Genomic DNA, 17960 nt, shown 5'->3' with positions numbered 1-17960 from the left:
ATCTCAGGCCGGAAAAGACTCCATCCAGCGCCTTCTGGTCCTGAGATTCTCGGGTCTGCGCTTCGCTCCGCCCGAGAATGACGGCGCGTGCCTTTTGCCACGTCACCGTTATTGATCAGGATTATGAAATAATCGGCGCACGAAATCGTTTGAAAATCCGGGTATCGGCTCTGATTGTTGCAATCCGAGAGGCCTGATGTTGCTGACCGAGCTCCCCGTCGCGGACGATCTGTTTCCCGGCTTCCGGTTGCTCGACGTTGCGACGACGGGGGGGCGCATTCGCGTCCGCACCGGCGGGGAGGGGCCGCCGCTGCTCCTGCTCCACGGTTATCCGCAGACGCACATCATGTGGCGGCGGGTCGCTCCGCAGCTGGCGCAGCGCTTCACCCTGGTCTGCCCCGACCTGCGCGGCTACGGCGATTCCGGGAAGCCGCCGAGCGCGGCCGATCACGCGCCTTACGCGAAGCGCGCCATGGCGCAGGATATGGCCGAGGTGATGAGCGCGCTCGGGCACGAGCGCTTCTGCGTCGGCTCGCATGATCGCGGCGCCCGCGTCGGCCATCGGCTGGCGCTCGATCATGGCGAGCGAGTTTTGAAGCTCGCGACCCTAGACATCGCGCCGACGCGCGAGATGTATCGCGACACCACCGACGCCTTCGCCCGCGCCTACTGGCACTGGTTCTTCCTGATCCAGCCGGCCCCGATGCCGGAGCGGATGATCGGCGCCGATCCGGAGTTCTACTGGACGAGCCGGCGCGCCTCGGACATGCGGCTGTTCGAGCCGGCCGCGCTCAATGAGTATCTCCGCTGCTTCCGCGATCCGGCGATGATCCATGCCAGCTGCGAGGACTATCGCGCCGCGGCGACGATCGACATTGCCCATGATGATGCCGATGGCGGCAAGAAGCTCGCATGTCCGCTGCTGGCGCTATGGGGCGAGCGCGGCGCCGTCGGGAAATGCTTCGATGTGCTCGCGCTCTGGCGCGAGCGCGCGGAAAACGTCCAAGGCCGAGCCCTGCCGGGCGGGCATTATCTGGCGGAGGAGATCCCCGATCTCGTCGCCGCCGAATTCTCGGCCTTCTTCGGAGAAGACATATGAGCCGCACCAACCGCGTCTACCGTATCGCTGCCATCGCCGGTGACGGCATTGGCAAGGAGGTCATGCCCGAGGGACTGCGTGTGCTCGAGGCAGCCTCGAAGAAATACGGTTTCGAACTCCAACTCGACGAGTTCGATTTCTCCTCCTGCGACTACTACGCCAAGCACGGCAAGATGCTGCCGGACGACTGGAAAGAGAAGATCGGCGGCCATGACGCGATCTTCTTCGGCGCGGTCGGCATGCCTGCGCAGGTGCCCGACCATATCTCGCTCTGGGGCTCGCTCCTGCTGTTCCGACGCGAGTTCGACCAGTACGTCAATCTGCGTCCCGTGCGCCTGATGCCGGGCGTGCCGGGGCCGCTGGTCGGCCGCAAGCCGGGCGATATCGACTTCTTCGTCGTGCGCGAGAACACCGAGGGCGAGTACTCCTCGGTCGGCGGGCGCATGTATGCCGGCACCGAGCGCGAGATCGTCATCCAGGAGACGATCATGAGCCGCGTCGGCGTCGACCGCGTGCTGAAATACGCCTTCGAGTTGGCGCAGCGCCGGCCGCGCAAGAAGCTGACCTCGGCGACCAAGTCGAACGGCATCTCCATCACCATGCCGTATTGGGATGAGCGCGTGAAGGAGATGGCCAAAAACTATCCCGACATCGCGGTCGATCAGTACCATATCGACATCCTGACCGCGCATTTCGTGCTGAATCCGGACCGTTTCGACGTGGTCGTCGCCTCGAACCTGTTCGGCGACATCCTCTCCGATCTCGGCCCGGCCTGCACCGGTACGATCGGTATCGCGCCCTCCGGCAACATCAACCCGACCGGCGAATTCCCGTCCTTGTTCGAGCCGGTGCACGGCTCGGCGCCCGATATTGCCGGGCAGGGCATCGCCAATCCCGTCGGCCAGATCTGGTCGGGGGCGATGATGCTCGATCATCTCGGCGAGCACGAAGCGGCCAAGGCGATCGAGGCAGCGATCGAGCGTGCGCTCGGCGATGCCCGCACCCGCACGCGCGATCTCGGCGGTAGCCTGAATACTGAGGCTGCGGGCAAGGCGATCGAGCAGGCGCTGGGTTGACGACGACGCCGGCGCTGACCACAAGCAGTGGTCGGCGCCGAAAAAGACGTAAGACTTAAGGAGGGGGATAAGGTGCCCGATCTGACATTCTCACTGCTCGACCCGGCGCTCTGGGGCAAGCTCTTCGAGATCATCGCGCTCAACATCGTGCTGTCGGGTGACAATGCGGTGGTGATTGCGCTCGCCTGCCGGGCGCTCGCGCCCGAGCAGCGCGCCAAGGGCATCGCGCTCGGCGCCGGCGTGGCGGTGCTGCTGCGCGTCGTCTTCACGGTGCTGATCGCCTCCCTCCTGAACATGCCTTTCCTGCACATCGTCGGTGCGCTTCTGCTCGTCTGGATCGCGGTCAAGCTGATCCTCGAGGATGGCGAGAGCGACGAGAATGCGGTCGCCGCCAGCAGCAAGCTCTGGAAGGCGGTGCAGACGGTGGCGATCGCCGACATCGTCATGAGCCTCGACAACGTGCTCGCCATCGCCGCCGTCGCCAAGGATTCGATCCCGCTGCTGGTCGGCGGTCTGATCATCTCGATCCCGCTGATCGTGCTCGGGGCATCGCTGATCACCTCGCTCCTGACCCGCTTCCCGATCCTGGTTTGGGCCGGCGCTGGCCTGCTCGGCTGGGTCGCAGGCGAGATGTTCGAGACCGACCCTTGGCTGATCGGCAAGCTCGGCGAGACGCTGGCCCATCAGCTCGAATACCCCGCTGCCATCTTCGGGGCCCTGCTCGTGCTCGGCCTCGGCTATTTCCTCAAGCATCGCCGGCCAGATCCGGCACACTAAAAACAAGGGGCCGATCGACCTATGGACTTCGCATCTTCCGCCTTCTGGACGTCGCTACTCCAGATCATCTGGATCGACCTCCTGCTCTCCGGTGACAACGCGGTCGTGATCGCGCTTGCCGTTCGCTCGCTGCCGGAAAAGCAGCGCAAGGTCGGCATCTGGCTTGGCGCCGGCGCTGCCGTCGGCCTGCGCATCATCTTCGCGGTGGTCGTCACCTATCTGCTCGCCGTCCCCTTCCTGAAGGTCGTCGGCGCGCTCCTGCTGTTCTGGATCGCGATCAAGCTCGCCAAGGGTGAGGAGGAAGCGCATAGCGACGTCGCAGCCAGCGACAATCTCTGGAAGGCGGTGCGCACCATCGCCATCGCCGACGCGGTGATGAGCCTCGACAACGTGCTCGCCATCGCCGCTGCGGCGCGCGGACACTTCGAGCTCTTCATCTTCGGCCTGCTGCTGACCATCCCGCTGATCATCTTCGGCGCCCGGATGCTCTCGACCGTCCTCGAGCGCTTCCCGATCCTGATCTGGCTCGGTGCGGCCCTGCTCGGCTGGATCGCCGGCGAGATGCTGCTGAGCGACATGGCGGTGCTGCAGTGGCTGCAGGCGAACATGCCGAACTGGGTCGTCAGCACGCCGGTTTCCGACGTCAACCCGATCGGCCTCCTGCCTGCGAAGACGCCGTTCTATACGGCGGCGGTGCTCGGCGCACTGGTCGTCGTCGTCGCCGGCTATCTCCTCAAGAAGAAGCCGGTCGATCAGCCCGGCTGAAAAACCAGGCTCAATCGAGCGTGACGAACGCGGCGGCCATGGTCTCATGGCCGCCGTTTTTCGTGAGCGTAAGGAAGCCGCTGGACCGCCCCCCGTTTGCTTCGTCGACGATGGCGAAACGTTCGGCGCTGTCGAGTCGCACCGAAAAGCTCTCGGGCGCCCGCATAAAGCCGGCCCCGAGCGCCTTCACATAGGCCTCCTTCGCACTCCAGAGCTGGGCGAAGGCCAATGGCCGGGCAGCGGCCGGCAGGCTCTCCAGCCAGCGTCGCTCGCCGGGATGCAGAGCGGCAAGCGGCGGCTCGCTTGCGAGCGCGACCCGCTCGACATCGACGCCGACCGGCCGATGCGCCAGGGCGATCGCGACGAGGCCGGAGCGCGTAGCCAGCGACAGGTGCAGACCGCTGCCACGCGGGCGGACGATCAGTGGGCGTCCTGCCGGCTCATGCCCGATCTCGACAGCATCTTCCGTTAGACCGAACTGGCGCGCCAGCGTCTCGCGGGCCAATGATCGCCGCAGCTCCGAGCGCTCCGGCAGGTTTGTCGGTTGCGTCTCTGTTGCGATCAGCCACACCGCGGGCAGGGCAGGGGCGGTCTGATCGATGGAGGAGAGCCAGAGCATGCCGTGGTTCTAGTGCAGCATGCCTCTCATCGGAAGGAGACTGACCGGTCCGCCCTGCGCCACGCTCATGCAGGCCCGGAGCTTGCAAGGCGTTGACGCAACATCAGGAAACCGGTTCGAGGACACATGGCTTCCGAAGCGAAATCCGAACCACACCCCGCGGCCCAGCTCACCCTTGCCGGGATGCTGCTCGGCCTGCGCCGCGTCTCCGTGCTGATGCCGGGCGTAATCATCTTCGCCGTCGCCTTCGGTGCCGCCGCCTCGGCCAAGGGCCTCAGCCTGTTCGAGGCGGTTATGATGAGCGCGCTGGTCTATGCCGGCGTCTCGCAGCTCGTCGCGATGGAGCTCTGGCGCCCGGAGTGGACCTGGGGAGCGATCGTCGCGCTCGCCTTCGTTACTGCGACGGTCAACGCCCGCACCGTCCTGCAGGCCGCGTCTCTGCAGCCCTGGTTCTCGCGCTATCACTGGTTCGTGACCGCCTTCCAGCTCTCCTTCTTCACCGACGCCAACTGGCTGGTCGGCACGCGCTATCACGGCGAAGGCGGACGCGACGTCGGTGTCGTTCTTGGCGCCGGTCTGGGGCTCTGGGTGGTCTGGGTGCTCATGACCATCCCCGGCCATTTGCTCGGAGCCCTGATCGCCGATCCCCGCAAATACGGCATCGACATGGTCATGCCGATCTTCTTCGCGGCGATGATCGTGCCGCTCTGGCGCGGCAAGCGCGCGGCGCTGCCCTGGATCGTCTCCGGCATTGTCGCGCTGATCACCGTGCGCCTCGTCGACGGCTATGCCTTCATCATCGTCGGCGCGTTGTCCGGCGCAGTGGCAGGAGCCTTGCTCGATGACCCTGCCTGAGCCCGGGAGCTGGGGGCCTTATCTCGCCATCCTCGGCATGGCGCTGGTGACCTATCTCTGCCGCATCTCCGGCGTCGTGCTGATGAGCTTCATCCCGCTGACGCCGCGGGTGCGGCGCGGGCTCGCGGCCCTGCCGGGCTCGATCGTGGTCGCGACCGTGTTGCCGCTGATCGAGCGGCTCGGCCTCGCCGCTGGCCTGGCTCTGCTGGCTGCGATCGCCAGCATGGTGATCCGGCGCAGCGAGCTGCTCGCGCTCCTTGTCGGCATGGGCGTGGTCTCGCTGATGCGCGCCGCCGGCTTCTGACGCCCCGGGCGCCAGGCCATGGGTCAGTTGGGCCCTTCCGCCCGCCACGGCGATCCATCACCGGCTACGATCGCACCCATCACAGCAATCGTTCGCCGGCATGCGGGCGACATGTTGACGTCGCCCTGCCTGCGGCAGACGGTGCCGGCCAGAAGCACTGACGATCGGAGCGCATGATGGCCTGGTATTCGCAGACATGGACCTGGTTCGACGGCGAGTGGCGCGAGGGCAATCCCGGCATCATGGGGCCGCGCACCCATGCCGCCTGGCAGGCCTCCCAAGTCTTCGACGGGGCCCGCTATTTCGATGGCGTCTCGCCCGATCTCGACCGGCACGCCGCCCGCGTGAACCGGTCCGCCGTGGCGATGGGCCTGAAGTCGACCGTGTCGGCCGAGGAGATCATCGCCAAGACCGCCGAAGGGGTGAAGAAATTCGGCAGCGGCGCCGCGCTCTACATCAAGCCGATGTATTGGGCCGAGGCCGATGGCCCGTCGACCATCATCGGCGATCCCGAATCGACCCAGTTCGCGCTCTGCCTGTTCGAGGCGCCGATGGGCGACCCCGGCACCGGCTTCTCGGTGACCAAGGGCGCCTTTCGCCGCCCGACCTTCGAGACCATGCCGACCGATGCCAAGGCCGGCTGCCTCTATCCCAACAATGCCCGCATCCTGCGTGAAGCCAAGGGCAGGGGCTTCGACAACGCGCTCGTCCTCGACATGCTCGGCAATGTCGCCGAGACCGGCACCTCCAACGTCTTCCTCGCCAAGGACGGCGTGGTGAAGACACCGGCCGTGAACGGCACCTTCCTCAATGGCATCACCCGTCAGCGCACCATCGGCCTGCTGCGCCAGGCCGGCGTGCCGGTCGAGGAGACGACGCTCGGCTACGCCGATTTCGAGCAGGCCGACGAGATCTTCTCCTCCGGCAACTACTCCAAGGTCATGCCGATCTCGCGCATCGACGGCCGGCAGCTCCAGCCCGGTCCGATGTTCCGCAAGGCGCGCGAGCTCTACATGGACTTCGCCCGCAGCAAGGGCGCCTGAGGCCCATTATGGCCCGCCTCGCCACCCGCCTGACCGAGCGCCTCGGGATCGAGCATCCGATCCTGTCGGCGCCGATGGCTCTGGCGGGCGGCGGGGCGCTCGCTGCCGCGGTGACCCGCGCCGGCGGGCTCGGCCTGATCGGCGGCGGCTATGGCGACGGCGCCTGGCTCACCACGCAATATGCTGCCGCCGGCAACACCCGTACCGGCTGCGGCTTCATCACCTGGTCGCTGGCGAAGCAGCCGCATCTGCTCGGCGAGGTCCTGGCGCGCCAGCCGGCGGCGCTGATGCTCTCCTTCGGCGATCCCATGCCCTTTGCGAGCGAGGTCGCCGCGGCCGGCGTGCCGCTGATCTGCCAGTGCCAGAACCTCGGCCATGTCCGGACGGCGCTGGAGGCAGGGGCCGCGATCATCGTTGCGCAGGGCGCCGAGGCGGGTGGCCACGGGCAGAACCGTGGCACCTTTCCCCTCGTGCCCGAGGTTGCCGACCTGCTTTCACGCGAAAGCCCGGATACACTCCTGCTCGCCGCCGGCGGCATTGCCGATGGGCGCGGCCTCGCCGCGGCGCTGATGCTCGGCGCCGACGGCGTCCTGGTCGGCACCCGCTTCTGGGCGAGCCGCGAGGCGCTGGTCCATCCCAACCATCATGCCGCGGCCGTCGCTGCGACGGGCGACCAGACGGTGCGTTCTCCGCTTCCGGACATCGCCCGCCGGCTCGACTGGCCGCAGCCCTTCGACATCCGCGTCAGCGACAATGACTTCATCGCCAGATGGCGTGGCCGCGATGCCGATTTGCGGGCGGCGATCGAAGAAGAGGCTCCTGCCTATCGCGAGGCCTTCATGGCCGGCGACCCGGACAGGGCGGCGGTGGTCTTCGGTGAAGCCGCCGGCCTGATCTCGGACATTCCCACTGCCGGCGAGATCGTGGTGCGGATGGTGGATGAGGCGGCCAGCCAGCTGAAGGCCGGCGCTCGGCTGGTTGGCGGCTGAAACACATCGTCATTCCGGGACTTCGCGCAGCGAAGGGCCCGGAATCCAGAACCGATGCCGGTCGGAACAATGATGTGGTGGGCGACGTGCTCCTTCGACCAGGACATCGGTTCTGGGTTCCGGGCTCAGCCCTTCGGCCTGCCCCGGAATGACGACTGAGCTTACCGCAGCAGCCGCCAGAGCCCGGCCGATCGCAGGCCCCCGAGCGCGACCACGCCGTAGATACCGGCGGCGACGAGGCTGAGGATACCGAGCGCGATCAGGCGCGGCTCGTAAGGGAATGAGATCAGCAGGCCGTAAAGCGGCTCGGCCAATAGCCGCGCGACCAGCGCGGCGAAACCGGCGGCGACGCCGACGATCAGGATCAGCAGCGGCAGGCGGCGATCAGGATTGGTCCAGCCGCGCTTCAGCGCCAGTACATAGAGCGCACCGAGATTGATCCAGGCGCCGACGGCGGTGGCGAAAGCGAGGCCCGGCGCGCCATGGCTCTTCCAGAGCAGCAGCTTCAGCCCGACATTGGCGGCGATGGCGGCGAGCGAGACCAGCATCGGCGTGGTCGTGTCGCCACGCGCCTGGAAACTGGAGACCTGCGCGCGGATCAGCAGAATCGCAGGCAGCCCGACTGCATAGGCGAACAGCACCGCGCCTGCGGCCTGCGTCGCCGCATCGTCGAAGCGGCCGCGCTCGAACAGCGCTCCGACGATCAGTTCGGGGATGGCGAGGAAGGCGGCGGCAAAGGGTGCTGCCGCCACAAGGGTCAGCGCGATCGCGCGGTTCTGTGCTGCTTCCGCCTTTGCCTCGTTGCCGGTGGCGATGGCGCGGCTCATCGTCGGCAGCAGCACTGTGCCGACGCCGATCGCGATCACGCCGAGCGGCAATTGGTAGAGACGCTCGGCATAGTAGAGGGCTGAATAGGCGCCGGCCGGCAGCAGCGAGGCGATGATGGTGTCGGCGAAGAGAGCGATCTGCACTCCGGCCGAGCCGATCACGGCCGGCCCGAAAGCCTTGAGGAAGCCCTTCACCTCGCCATCGAGGCGCGGCCGGGTCAGCGCCGCCGAAACGCCCGTCCGCCGCGCCGCGATCCAGAGCAGCAGCCATTCGAGCACGCCGGCGACGGCGACGCCCCAGGCGGCGGCATGCGCTGCGCTCGGGAACAGGAAGGCGGTGAAGAGCGCGCCGATCAGGCAGATATTCAGAAGGATCGGCGCTGCCGCCGCGGCGGCGAAGCGGTCGACCGCGTTGAGATTGGCCGAGAGCAGCGTCACCAGCGTGATGAAGAGCAGATAGGGGAAGGTGATCCGCGTCAGCGTGACGGCGAGGTCGAAGCGGACGGGGTCGTTGACGAAGCCGGGCGCGAGCAGCCGTACCAGCTCCGGCATGAACGGGATGGCGAGCGCCAGCAGCACGAGCTGGACGGCGAGGTTCAGCGAGAAGACGCGATTCGAGAACTGTGCTGCGGCGGCTTCGCCCGATTGCTCGCGAATGCGGCTATAGGCCGGGATATAGGCCTGGTTGAAAGCGCCCTCGCCGAAGATGGCGCGGAAATGATTGGGCAGGCGCAGCGCCACCGAGAAGGCGTCCATCAGCCCGCTGGCGCCCAGCGCAGCCGCGAGCACGATGTCGCGGAGGAAGCCGGACAGTCGCGAGAGCAGCGTGAAGCCGCTGACGGAGAGGATCTTTCTCAGCATCGTCCGCAAGAGTGCGTCATGTCCGCCCCGTCACTCCGGACAAGCCGCGAAGCGGCGCTGATCCGGAATCCATCGTAGAGCGCCGAGCCCTATGATGGATTCCGGCACTTTCCTGCGCTTCGGCCGGAATGACGTCGGAATCATGTCGGAAGCGATGCCGCCGCTGATGGAGAATGTCCAGCGTCGACCTACCCGATCACTGGCGGCAGCACATCGCCGCGTGGCGTGATGCCGTCATTCGTGTCGAAGCCGACGCGCTCGCCGACCAGATAGAGCGGCCGGCGCTTCACCTCGGCGAAGATGCGCCCGACATATTCGCCGATCATTCCGAGCGAGATCAGCTGGATGCCGGAGAAGAACATGATCGAGACGATCAGCGAGGGAAAGCCGGGCAGGTCGGTGCCGAACAGCAGCGTCCGGACCATGAAATACAGGCCCGTCAGGGTGGCCACGATCGCGATCAGCACGCCAAGCCAGGTCGCGATCTTGAGCGGCACGGTCGAGAAGGAGGACAGTCCGTCGAAGGCGAAGCTGAACAGCCTGCTGAAGCGGAACTTGCTCTCGCCATGGGCGCGCTCGCCGACCTCGAAGGGAACGCCCGTCGCCCGGAAGCCGACCCAGGCATAGAGGCCTTTCGAGAAGCGCGCCCGCTCGGGCAGGGCGCGCAGCGCCTCGACCGCGCGCCGGTCGAGCAGGCGGAAATCGCCGGCGCCCTCCGGCAATTCGGTCTCGCCGAAGCTGGCGAAGAGCTTGTAGAACGCCTTGGCGAAATTGCGCTTCAGCGGGCTCTCGCCTTCGCGGTCGGTGCGCTGGCCGTAGACGTTGAGGAAGCCCTCGCGCCATTTCGCCAGGAAGGCGGGGATCACCTCCGGCGGATGCTGCAGATCGGCGTCCATGATCACGACGGCGTCGCCGTTGGCATGGTCGAGCCCGGCGGCGATCGCGACCTCCTTGCCGAAATTGCGGCTGAATGAGATGGCGTTGATGCGGCTGTCCTGCGCGTGCAGGGCGCGCAGCGCGGCCAGCGTCCCGTCGCGGCTGCCGTCATCGACGCAGATGATCTCCCAGGACGCGGCATGGGCGTGGAGGATCGGCTCGAGCCGGGCGATCAGCGGCGCGAGATTGTCAGCCTCGTTGTAGACGGGCACCACGATCGAGAGCTGCGGCCGTGGAGCGGACGCCTGCGTCGTGGCGGAGGCGGAACTGGGCGCAATCGCGGACAAGACTTTCGGGACCTTCGTTGCTCAGTTAGGGCTGTGTCCGTGGAACCAGCCGCAGGCTCCATACACCAGAGCAGATGAATAGGGGGTAACGGCCAGCATGACCCGCAGCTTCGTGCTCTGCGCCGATGATTTCGCCATGACCGAGGGCGTTAGCCGTTCGATCCTGGAGCTGCTCGCGGCGGGCAGGCTCTCGGCCACGGGGGCGATGACCAACCGACCGCACTGGCCGCGTCTGGCCGGCGAGCTCGCCGCCTTCTCCGGCAAGGCCGATCTCGGCCTCCATCTCAACCTGACCTGCGCCGCGCCGCTCTCGGCCATGCCCACCGTCGCGGCGTCCGGTAGCTTGCCGAAGCTCGGCGAGCTCGCGCCGCTGGCGCTGCGCTCGGGCATCGCGCGCGCCGAGATCGCCGGCGAGATCGCCCGCCAGCTCGACGCATTCGAGCAGCATCTCGGCCGGGCGCCCGATTTCGTCGACGGCCACCAGCATGTCCATGTCCTCCCCGGTATCCGTCGGGCGGTGCTCGATGCGCTGGCGGCGCGCTACCCGGCCGGCTCGGTCTATCTGCGCGACCCGTCCGATTCATTCGCCGCGATCCGGGCACGCGGTGTCGCTATGGGCAAAGCGTTGACGGTGGCCGGGCTCGCCACCGGCCTGCGCCGCGCCGCGGCCCGGCGCGGCATCCCGACCAATCGTGGTTTCTCGGGCTTCTCGCCCTTCGATCCCCGGCGCGATTTCACCGACGATCTCACGGCTTTCCTCATCCAGCCGGGGCCGGCGCATCTGGTGATGTGCCATCCCGGCCATGTCGACGACGAGCTGATCGCGCTCGACCCGGTCGTCGCGACGCGTCCGCTCGAACATGCGGCGCTGATGGCTTTCGCGCCGCAGGGGCTTCGGATCGCCCGTTTCGCGGCTGCTGCTTAGTTTTGGCTTGTCGTCCTGCGTGCAAACCCGTTCGTACGCAATCGAAAATTTACCTCGTTCGTTCACTCTGTGGGGTGGCAGTCCCGACGTCTGGGATGTCGGTGTCTGGAGTCCGCGGGATATGAGCGTGATGGCCTGGTTTCAGTCGCGGGCGCAGCGATCGCAGACGGCCACGCCGCAGATCGGCCAGGTCGAGCGGGTGATGCGCTCGCTCAGCAGCCAGATCGCGGGCGCAGCGGTCGCCATCGTCGCCATCGCGATCGTCTTCGTCGTCATCGCGGCTGCCCGCTACAACGAGGCCAAGACGCGCGGCGATCTCGAACAGAAGATGATGTCGCTGACCGCGATGATCGCCCATGCCTCGCCGCCGCTGATCCTGGCGCGCGACACCGTCACCCTGAGCTACATCCTGGAATCGCTGAAGCGCGATCCCGATTTCGACGCCGGTTTCGTCGCCGACGATCTCGTCGCTCTGGCCACGGCCGGCCGCACTGATGAGGCGCGGCTGTCCCTGACCCCGAACAAGCTCGCCCGGCTGCTCGGGCGGGAGGCTTGGGATGTGCTTGGCGAGCAGGACACGCTGCGGCTCGAGGATAAGACCTATGTGACGCAGCTGCTGTCGGTGAAGGTCGGCGGCTTCAAGAAGCAGATCGGCTATGTCGCCCTGCGCTTCGACAAGACCCGGCTGATCGCGCGCTCGGCCTGGGAGCAGTTCCTGACGATCGGGATCGGCATCGCCCTGCTCGTCGTCCTCGGGCCGCTGCTCTGGATCTCGCTGTCGCGGACGATGCGGCCGCTGAAGAGCATGACCCGGGCGATCGTCGGCATCTCCGACGGCAAGCTCGACACGCCGATCGACGCGGCCGGCAGGCAGGACGAGATCGGGGCGATCGCCAGGGCGCTCGGCGTCCTGAAGCTGCGCCTCGCCGAGCGCGCGACGCTGCAGCAGCGGCAGCTCGTGACCGAGGCGGAGCGCCATAGCCATCAAAAGCGTGTCGAGGAGGCGATTGCCCTCTTCCGCGGTGAGGTCGGTGTCGCGCTCGAGGCCTTCAAGAGCAATGCCGACCGGATGGGCGAAGCGTCGGACGGGCTTGCCCGGGTCGCGGCGGAATCCTCGGAGCGGGCGGCCCGCGCCGCGCAGAACTCCCATGGCGCCTCGGCCAATGTCGAGAGCGCCGCCCAGGCGGCCGAGGAGATGGGAGCGGCGATCCGCGAGGTCGAGTTCCAGATCCGCCGCGTTCGCAGCGAGATCGTCGAGGCGGCCTCCGCCTCCCGTGACACGGCGGGCTCCGTCCAGGCACTGGACGAGACAGCGCGGGCGATCGGCGAGGTGGTGAACCTGATCCGCGACATCGCCGCACAGACCAATCTGCTGGCGCTGAACGCGACCATCGAGGCGGCACGCGCCGGCGAGGCCGGGCGTGGCTTTGCCGTCGTCGCAGCCGAGGTGAAGAGCCTGGCGTCCCAGACGGCCGACGCGACCGACCGGATCGTCAGCCAGGTCGGCGCCATCCAGGGCGCGACGACCGAGGTCGTCGCCGCGATCCAGAACATCGCCAGCCGCATGGGCGCGATCGAGAGCTTCGCCAATTCGGTCGCGACCTCGATCGAGCAGCAGGCGATCGCGACCGGCGAGATCGCCAGCGGCGTTGCCATGGCGAGCACCTCGGCGCTCTCGGTCTCGAGCGACCTCAGCGTGCTGGCCGACAGTGTCGAGGAGACCGGTCGCTCGGCCGAGCAGGTCCGTCATGCCGCCGGCGAGGTCTCGGCTCAGGCGATGCGACTCGATTCGACCGTCGATCAGTTCCTCAAGCGCGTCGCCGCCTGACATCTCCCATAAACGAAACAGGGCCCTTTCGGGCCCTGTCCATACTCATCGATTCGAGCGCAGCGATCAGGCCTTGGCGCCGTCGTAGAGCTCGGCGACGTAGTCCCAGTTGACCATGCTCTCGAGGAAGGCCTTGAGATAGTCCGGGCGGCGATTGCGGTAATCGATGTAGTAGGAGTGCTCCCAGACGTCGACGCCGAGGATCGGCGTGCCGCCATGGACCAGCGGGCTCTCGCCGTTCGGGGTCTTGCTGACGGCGAGCTTGCCGCCCTTGACCTCGAGCCAGGCCCAGCCGGAGCCGAACTGGCCGACGCCGGCGGCGACGAAGTCTTCCTTGAACTTGTCGACCGAACCGAAGGAATCGGTGATCGCCTTCTCCAGCGCGCCCGGCAGCTTGCCGCCGCCATTCGGCTTCATCCACTTCCAGAAGTGGAGGTGGTTGTAGTGCTGGCCGGCATTGTTGAACACGGCCGGGTTCTTGCCGTAGGAGCCCTTGACGATCTCCTCGAGCGATTTGCCCTCGAATTCCGTGCCCTTGATCGCGTTGTTGCCGTTGTTGACGTAGGCGAGGTGGTGCTTGTCGTGGTGGAACTCCAGCGTCTCCTTCGACATATAGGGCTGGAGGGCGTCATGCGCATAAGGAAGATCGGGCAGGGTAAAGGACATGGGGCCTCTCCTTGGGCTGTCGAAATCGCGACGTGAGAATGGCTGCGATGACGCAACGCTTGGGCAATGATTGCCCGGCGGATCACCCCGCCATTCGCCTGTTAGTTAAGCCCCTCGGCCGGCAGCGGCAACCGCCGGGGCCGCAGAAATCCGGCACGGCCGCCTTGGGTCTCGGCGGGAGGGCTCGCACAGGCCGTTTGGTTGGCAATACCGGACGGTATCGATAGGTTAACCGCCGAGGTGGCAAGCTGTCGCAGCTCGTCCGGCCTCAAAGGAGCAAGCGTTGGTCAGGCTTTTCGTGGTTCTCGGGTTCGCTCTGCTGGCGGGCGGCGCTTATGCCATCGTCGATGGCTGGCCATATCGTGTCCTGGAACGTGGCTTCACAGAAGTCATCCTTGGAGGACTGTCGGTGGTGGGCGGCTTGATCCTGCTCGCGCTCGCGGCCGTGCTCGCCGAAATCCGCCGGCTCAAGAGCCTGGTCAGCGGCGCCATGGCAGTGGTGGCGCTGTCCGAACCGCGTCCCGCCGAACGACCGCTGCCGAGCGAGGCGCCTGCGCGGGCGGAGCCGGTGGTCGAGAGGGCGCCTACACCAGAGGCGAGTTCCATCGGCATCGCGACCGCGCTGGCGGCCGGTGCAGGCGCTACCGCCGCCACTGGGGCGCTCCTCGGCCTGGCGAAGACCGAGGAAGAGCCGCTCGTGAAGGCGGCCGACGAGGCGGATGAAGCCGATAAGACGGAGGAGGACGGCAGCGTCCACTCCGATCGCCCCGAGACCGCCGCCGCCGAGCCCTCGCAAGCGCCCTCGGCCACGGCCGGCGAAATCGACGACTGGCTGCTACCCCCGGTCTCCCCGGTGCTCGATGCGGCGCCCTCTGACGTCCATCCGGATGAGCGGGGCGAGAGCGGAGAAGCCGGTGAGAAGGCCGACACGTCGAAAGACGAGCCGGAATTGCCGGTTTCTGTCGACGCCGAAGAGGTTCCGCAACCAGCTGACGAAAAGGGCGGCGAGGACGGACCCGCTGCCGCCGCCGTCGATGAGCCTGAAGCCAAGCCAGCGGACGACGAGTCGGCCACGGTGAAGCAGGAATCCGCGCCTGTCTTGGTGCACGACGATCAGCTTTGGTGGCCGCGCATCGACCGCCCGGCGCGCGAGCAATCTGCCTCGGTCGACGACGAGTTCAATGCGCTGCGCGACCAGCTTTCCGGTGTCGTCAATGCGCCCGAGGTCGAGCCGCCGCGACGCGACCGCGATACCCTCGACACAGCGGAGAGCTGGATAGCGCCGCGGCCCTGGCCGCCGGTGACGCAGCCACGCGATCCCGGCGCCTTGAGCGAGGGCGAGGCCGAAGCCGCCGACAAGGCCTCGTCGGAGGACGCGAAGGCCGAGCCGGCTCCCACGCAGCAGGACGAGCCCACCGCAGCGGAGCCCGAGTCCGCGCGTCAGGACGAGGAAGCTCAGGACGCGGCTTCCACCATGGCGGAAACACCGCCAGCGGAAACACCACTTGCGGAGAATGCCGGAACGCTGGCAGCCGAAACCAAGCCTGGCGAAGAGCCGGCGGCGTCGGAAGAAGGCGTGATCGGCGCCTACCAGGTCGGCGAGACGCAGTTCACCATGTTCGCTGACGGCTCGATCCATGCCCGTACGCCGGACGGCGACTATGTCTTCGCCTCAATGGACGAGCTCAAGACCTACCTCGCCAGCGAGAAGGACAAGCTGGAATCCAGCGCGAACTGACCCGGTTCGCTATAGCCCTTTCTGATCAGCCTGCATTGCAAGCTGATCAGAAAAGCGGTCTCGATCAAAAAGTGAGACGGACCGGTCAGCTTGCTTCAGTCTGATCCGATCCTGCCCTCGCCGCATCCCAGCCGTCGCCGGCTGCCGTGATGGCAAAGGCGTAGGCGAGGGCGGTTTCCTTCAGCGAATCGAAGCGCCCGGCGGCGCCGGCATGGCCGGCGTCCATGTTGGTGTGCAGCATGATCGGGCCGCCGCCGGTCATGGTTGCGCGCAGGCGCGCCACCCATTTAGCCGGCTCCCAATAGGTGACGCGCGGATCGGCCAGCCCGCCCGTGGCCAGGATCGGCGGATAGGCCTGCGCCTTGACGTTGTCATAGGGCGAGTAGCCCAGGATCGTCTTGAAGGCGGCGACGTCCCGGATCGGATCGCCCCATTCCGGCCACTCCATCGGGGTCAGCGGCAGGCTCTCGTCGAGGATGGTGTTGAGCACATCGACGAAGGGCACCTCGGCGATGATGCCGGCGAACAGCTCCGGCGCGAGATTGGCGACGGCGCCCATCAGCATGCCGCCGGCGCTGCCGCCTTCGGCGACGATGCGGCCACGGCTGGTGAAGCCCTCATCCGCGAGCATTTCGCCGGCAGCGATGAAGTCGGTGAAGCTGTTGGGCTTGTTCTGGCGCTTGCCGTCGAGATACCAGCCCCAGCCCTTGTCGGTGCCGCCGCGGATATGGGCGATGGCGTAGACGAAGCCGCGGTCGACCAGGCTGAGCGGCCGCGTCCGGAAGGAGGCGGACATCGCCGCGCCATAGGAGCCGTAGCCATAAAGCAGGCAGGGAGCCGAGCCGTCGAGCACGAGGTCGCGCCGGTGCAGCAGCGAGACCGGCACCCGCGCGCCGTCCTTGGCCGTCGCGAAGATGCGGCGCACGACATAAGCCTCGGCATCGTGGCCGGACGGCACCTCCTGGCGCTTCACCAGCCTGCGTTCGCCGGTCGCGAGGTCGTAGTCATAGGTCTCGGCCGGGCGCGCCATCGAGGCGTAGATGAAGCGCAGGGTGTCGGTGTCGAATTCGTAGCCGGCATCGACGCCGAGCCCATAGGCTTCCTCGTCGAAGGCAACGCTGCTTTCCGTCCCGCTCTTGAGGTCGCGGATGACGATGCGCGGCAGCCCGTCCTCGCGCTCCAGGCGGATCAGCCGGTCGGCGAGGCAGATATGGCTCAGGACCAGCCGGCCGCGCTTGTGCGGCACGAGATCGATCCAGTTCGACGGCGAAGGATCGGCCAGCGGCGCGCGCACGATCTTGAAGTCTTCGGCGCCGTCGGCATTGGTCAGGATCAGCAACTCGTCGCCATGATGCTCGACACTATACTGCCGTCCCACCAGTCGCGGCGCGATCAGCCTGGGCGTGCCGGCCGTTTCGGCCAGGTCGACCAGGCTGACCTCCGAGGTCTCGTGATCGCTGCTGGAGATCAGCAGGAAACGGCGCGACTGGGTCTGGTCGATATCGGCGAACAGGCCGGGATCGGCCTCTTCGTAGAGCAATTCGTCCTCGCTCTGCGGCGTGCCGAGCCGGTGGCGCAGCACGCGCGTCGGGCGATGGTCGTCATCGAGCGCGACATAGACGAAAGCGCTGGAATCGGCGGCCCAGATCATCTCGCCGGAGGTGTCGGCGATCGCGTCCGGCAGGTCCTTGCCGGTTGCTAGGTCGCGAATCCGGATCAGAAAGAGCTCGGAGCCCGCCTCGTCGGCGCTCCAGGCGAGCAGGCGATGATCGGGGCTGTGTTCGGCATCGCCGAGATCGAAGAACTCCTTGCCCTCGGCGAGCGCGTCGGCGTCGAGCATGACCTGCTCGCGGCCAGCCTTGTCACGCTCATCCGCGCGCGGCTTGCGGCAGATCAGCGGATGCTCGCCGCCGCGCCGATAACGGCTGTAATAGAGGAAGGGGCCGTCAGGTTGGGGCGGCTCGCTGTCATCTTCCTTGATGCGGCCGCGCATTTCCTTGATCAGCGCGCGCTGCAGCGCCTGCGTTGGCGCCATCAGCGTGTCGCACCAGGCGTTCTCCGCCTCGAGATGCGTTCGGATTTCGGCCGGTAGGGTGTCCGGGTCGCGCAGCACATCGCGCCAGTTCTCGGCCCTGAGCCAGGCATAGTCGTCGCTCAATGCAACGCCGTGGACGGTAAGGTTCTGCGCACGGATGGCGGCAGTCGGCGGCGAGGCGACCTTGCGCGGGCTAGTCATGCTTGGTCTCCAGTGTCGGTTAGACCACCTCCGAGGAGGGGATCCGGATCAGGATCATTTTGTCTTTTGCCGACAGGTAGAGGTCGATGCAGACACTGACAAGGACAACCTTTTGGCGCAAATGCTGCA

Annotated in this window: 16 protein-coding genes; 11 read left to right on the top strand and 5 right to left on the bottom strand. The window is 67.0% G+C overall.

What is annotated here, in order from left to right:
- Window positions 1–196 precede the first annotated feature (196 nt).
- The 4 genes from ASE66_RS01300 (at window position 197) to ASE66_RS01285 (ending at window position 3717) form a co-directional block, all read left to right on the top strand.
- Complete coding sequence (locus tag ASE66_RS01300) at window positions 197–1099, top strand: alpha/beta fold hydrolase (RefSeq protein WP_057187770.1); 903 nt, start codon at window positions 197–199, stop codon at window positions 1097–1099.
- On the top strand, window positions 1096–2175 hold the full coding sequence (locus ASE66_RS01295) for a tartrate dehydrogenase (protein ID WP_057187769.1): 1080 nt from the start codon (window positions 1096–1098) through the stop codon (window positions 2173–2175). Before ASE66_RS01300 ends, ASE66_RS01295 begins: the two co-directional genes overlap by 4 nt.
- 72 nt (window positions 2176–2247) lie before the next feature.
- Window positions 2248–2952 carry a TerC family protein gene (locus ASE66_RS01290; protein ID WP_244494766.1) on the top strand — a complete coding sequence of 235 codons (705 nt, stop codon included), beginning with the start codon at window positions 2248–2250 and terminating at the stop codon, window positions 2950–2952.
- 21 nt (window positions 2953–2973) lie between these two features.
- Window positions 2974–3717, top strand: a complete 744-nt coding sequence (locus ASE66_RS01285; RefSeq protein ID WP_057187768.1) for a TerC family protein — start codon at window positions 2974–2976, stop codon at window positions 3715–3717.
- Window positions 3718–3727: 10 nt separating this feature from the next.
- Here the strand turns inward: ASE66_RS01285 and ASE66_RS01280 are convergent, their stop codons facing one another.
- Window positions 3728–4336 (bottom strand): 4'-phosphopantetheinyl transferase superfamily protein, encoded by a 609-nt coding sequence (locus ASE66_RS01280; protein WP_057187767.1) that lies wholly within the window; start codon window positions 4334–4336, stop codon window positions 3728–3730.
- A 126-nt stretch (window positions 4337–4462) separates the two neighbouring features.
- Here ASE66_RS01280 and ASE66_RS01275 point away from each other — a divergent pair, with 126 nt between their 5' ends.
- The 4 genes from ASE66_RS01275 to ASE66_RS01260 all read left to right on the top strand — a co-directional run bounded on the left by ASE66_RS01275 (window position 4463) and on the right by ASE66_RS01260 (window position 7527).
- Window positions 4463–5191, top strand: a complete 729-nt coding sequence (locus tag ASE66_RS01275; RefSeq protein WP_057187766.1) for an AzlC family ABC transporter permease — start codon at window positions 4463–4465, stop codon at window positions 5189–5191.
- Entirely contained in the window at window positions 5178–5495 is a 318-nt protein-coding gene (locus ASE66_RS01270; RefSeq protein ID WP_057187765.1) for an AzlD family protein, read from the top strand. The genes ASE66_RS01275 and ASE66_RS01270 overlap by 14 nt, the downstream gene beginning before the upstream one ends.
- 176 nt (window positions 5496–5671) lie before the next feature.
- Window positions 5672–6538: a branched-chain amino acid aminotransferase gene (locus ASE66_RS01265; RefSeq protein ID WP_057187764.1), complete on the top strand. Its 867-nt coding sequence runs from the start codon at window positions 5672–5674 to the stop codon at window positions 6536–6538.
- Window positions 6539–6546: 8 nt separating this feature from the next.
- Window positions 6547–7527 (top strand): NAD(P)H-dependent flavin oxidoreductase, encoded by a 981-nt coding sequence (locus ASE66_RS01260; RefSeq protein ID WP_057187763.1) that lies wholly within the window; start codon window positions 6547–6549, stop codon window positions 7525–7527.
- Window positions 7528–7688: 161 nt separating this feature from the next.
- On the opposite strand, the gene murJ is transcribed toward ASE66_RS01260, so the two are convergent.
- Together murJ and ASE66_RS01250 are read right to left on the bottom strand one after the other, a co-directional pair.
- A complete protein-coding gene (gene murJ / locus ASE66_RS01255; RefSeq protein WP_057187762.1) occupies window positions 7689–9215 on the bottom strand; it encodes a murein biosynthesis integral membrane protein MurJ in 1527 nt (508 codons plus the stop codon).
- 188 nt (window positions 9216–9403) lie between these two features.
- Window positions 9404–10429 (bottom strand): glycosyltransferase family 2 protein, encoded by a 1026-nt coding sequence (locus ASE66_RS01250; RefSeq protein ID WP_057188626.1) that lies wholly within the window; start codon window positions 10427–10429, stop codon window positions 9404–9406.
- 106 nt (window positions 10430–10535) lie between these two features.
- Here ASE66_RS01250 and ASE66_RS01245 point away from each other — a divergent pair, with 106 nt between their 5' ends.
- The gene (locus ASE66_RS01245; RefSeq protein ID WP_057187761.1) at window positions 10536–11363 is read left to right on the top strand and encodes a ChbG/HpnK family deacetylase; all 828 of its coding nucleotides are present in this window, start codon (window positions 10536–10538) and stop codon (window positions 11361–11363) included.
- Between the two features lie 130 nt (window positions 11364–11493).
- Window positions 11494–13191: a methyl-accepting chemotaxis protein gene (locus tag ASE66_RS01240; protein ID WP_162262432.1), complete on the top strand. Its 1698-nt coding sequence runs from the start codon at window positions 11494–11496 to the stop codon at window positions 13189–13191.
- A 66-nt stretch (window positions 13192–13257) separates the two neighbouring features.
- Here ASE66_RS01240 and ASE66_RS01235 read toward each other — a convergent pair whose 3' ends face one another.
- Window positions 13258–13857, bottom strand: a complete 600-nt coding sequence (locus tag ASE66_RS01235; protein ID WP_057187759.1) for a superoxide dismutase — start codon at window positions 13855–13857, stop codon at window positions 13258–13260.
- Window positions 13858–14140: 283 nt separating this feature from the next.
- On the opposite strand from ASE66_RS01235, the gene ASE66_RS01230 reads away from it, so the two are divergent.
- Window positions 14141–15595, top strand: coding sequence for a hypothetical protein (locus ASE66_RS01230; RefSeq protein WP_057187758.1), 1455 nt, complete (start codon window positions 14141–14143; stop codon window positions 15593–15595).
- Between the two features lie 85 nt (window positions 15596–15680).
- On the opposite strand, the gene ASE66_RS01225 is transcribed toward ASE66_RS01230, so the two are convergent.
- On the bottom strand, window positions 15681–17831 hold the full coding sequence (locus ASE66_RS01225) for a S9 family peptidase (protein ID WP_057187757.1): 2151 nt from the start codon (window positions 17829–17831) through the stop codon (window positions 15681–15683).
- Window positions 17832–17960 lie beyond the last annotated feature (129 nt).

This window comes from Allobosea sp. Root483D1, assembly GCF_001429505.1.
In the GTDB taxonomy this organism is placed as follows: Bacteria; Pseudomonadota; Alphaproteobacteria; order Rhizobiales; family Beijerinckiaceae; genus Allobosea.
Note: the sequence above shows the minus strand (reverse complement) of the source record. Positions and strands in the feature narration are given on the sequence as shown.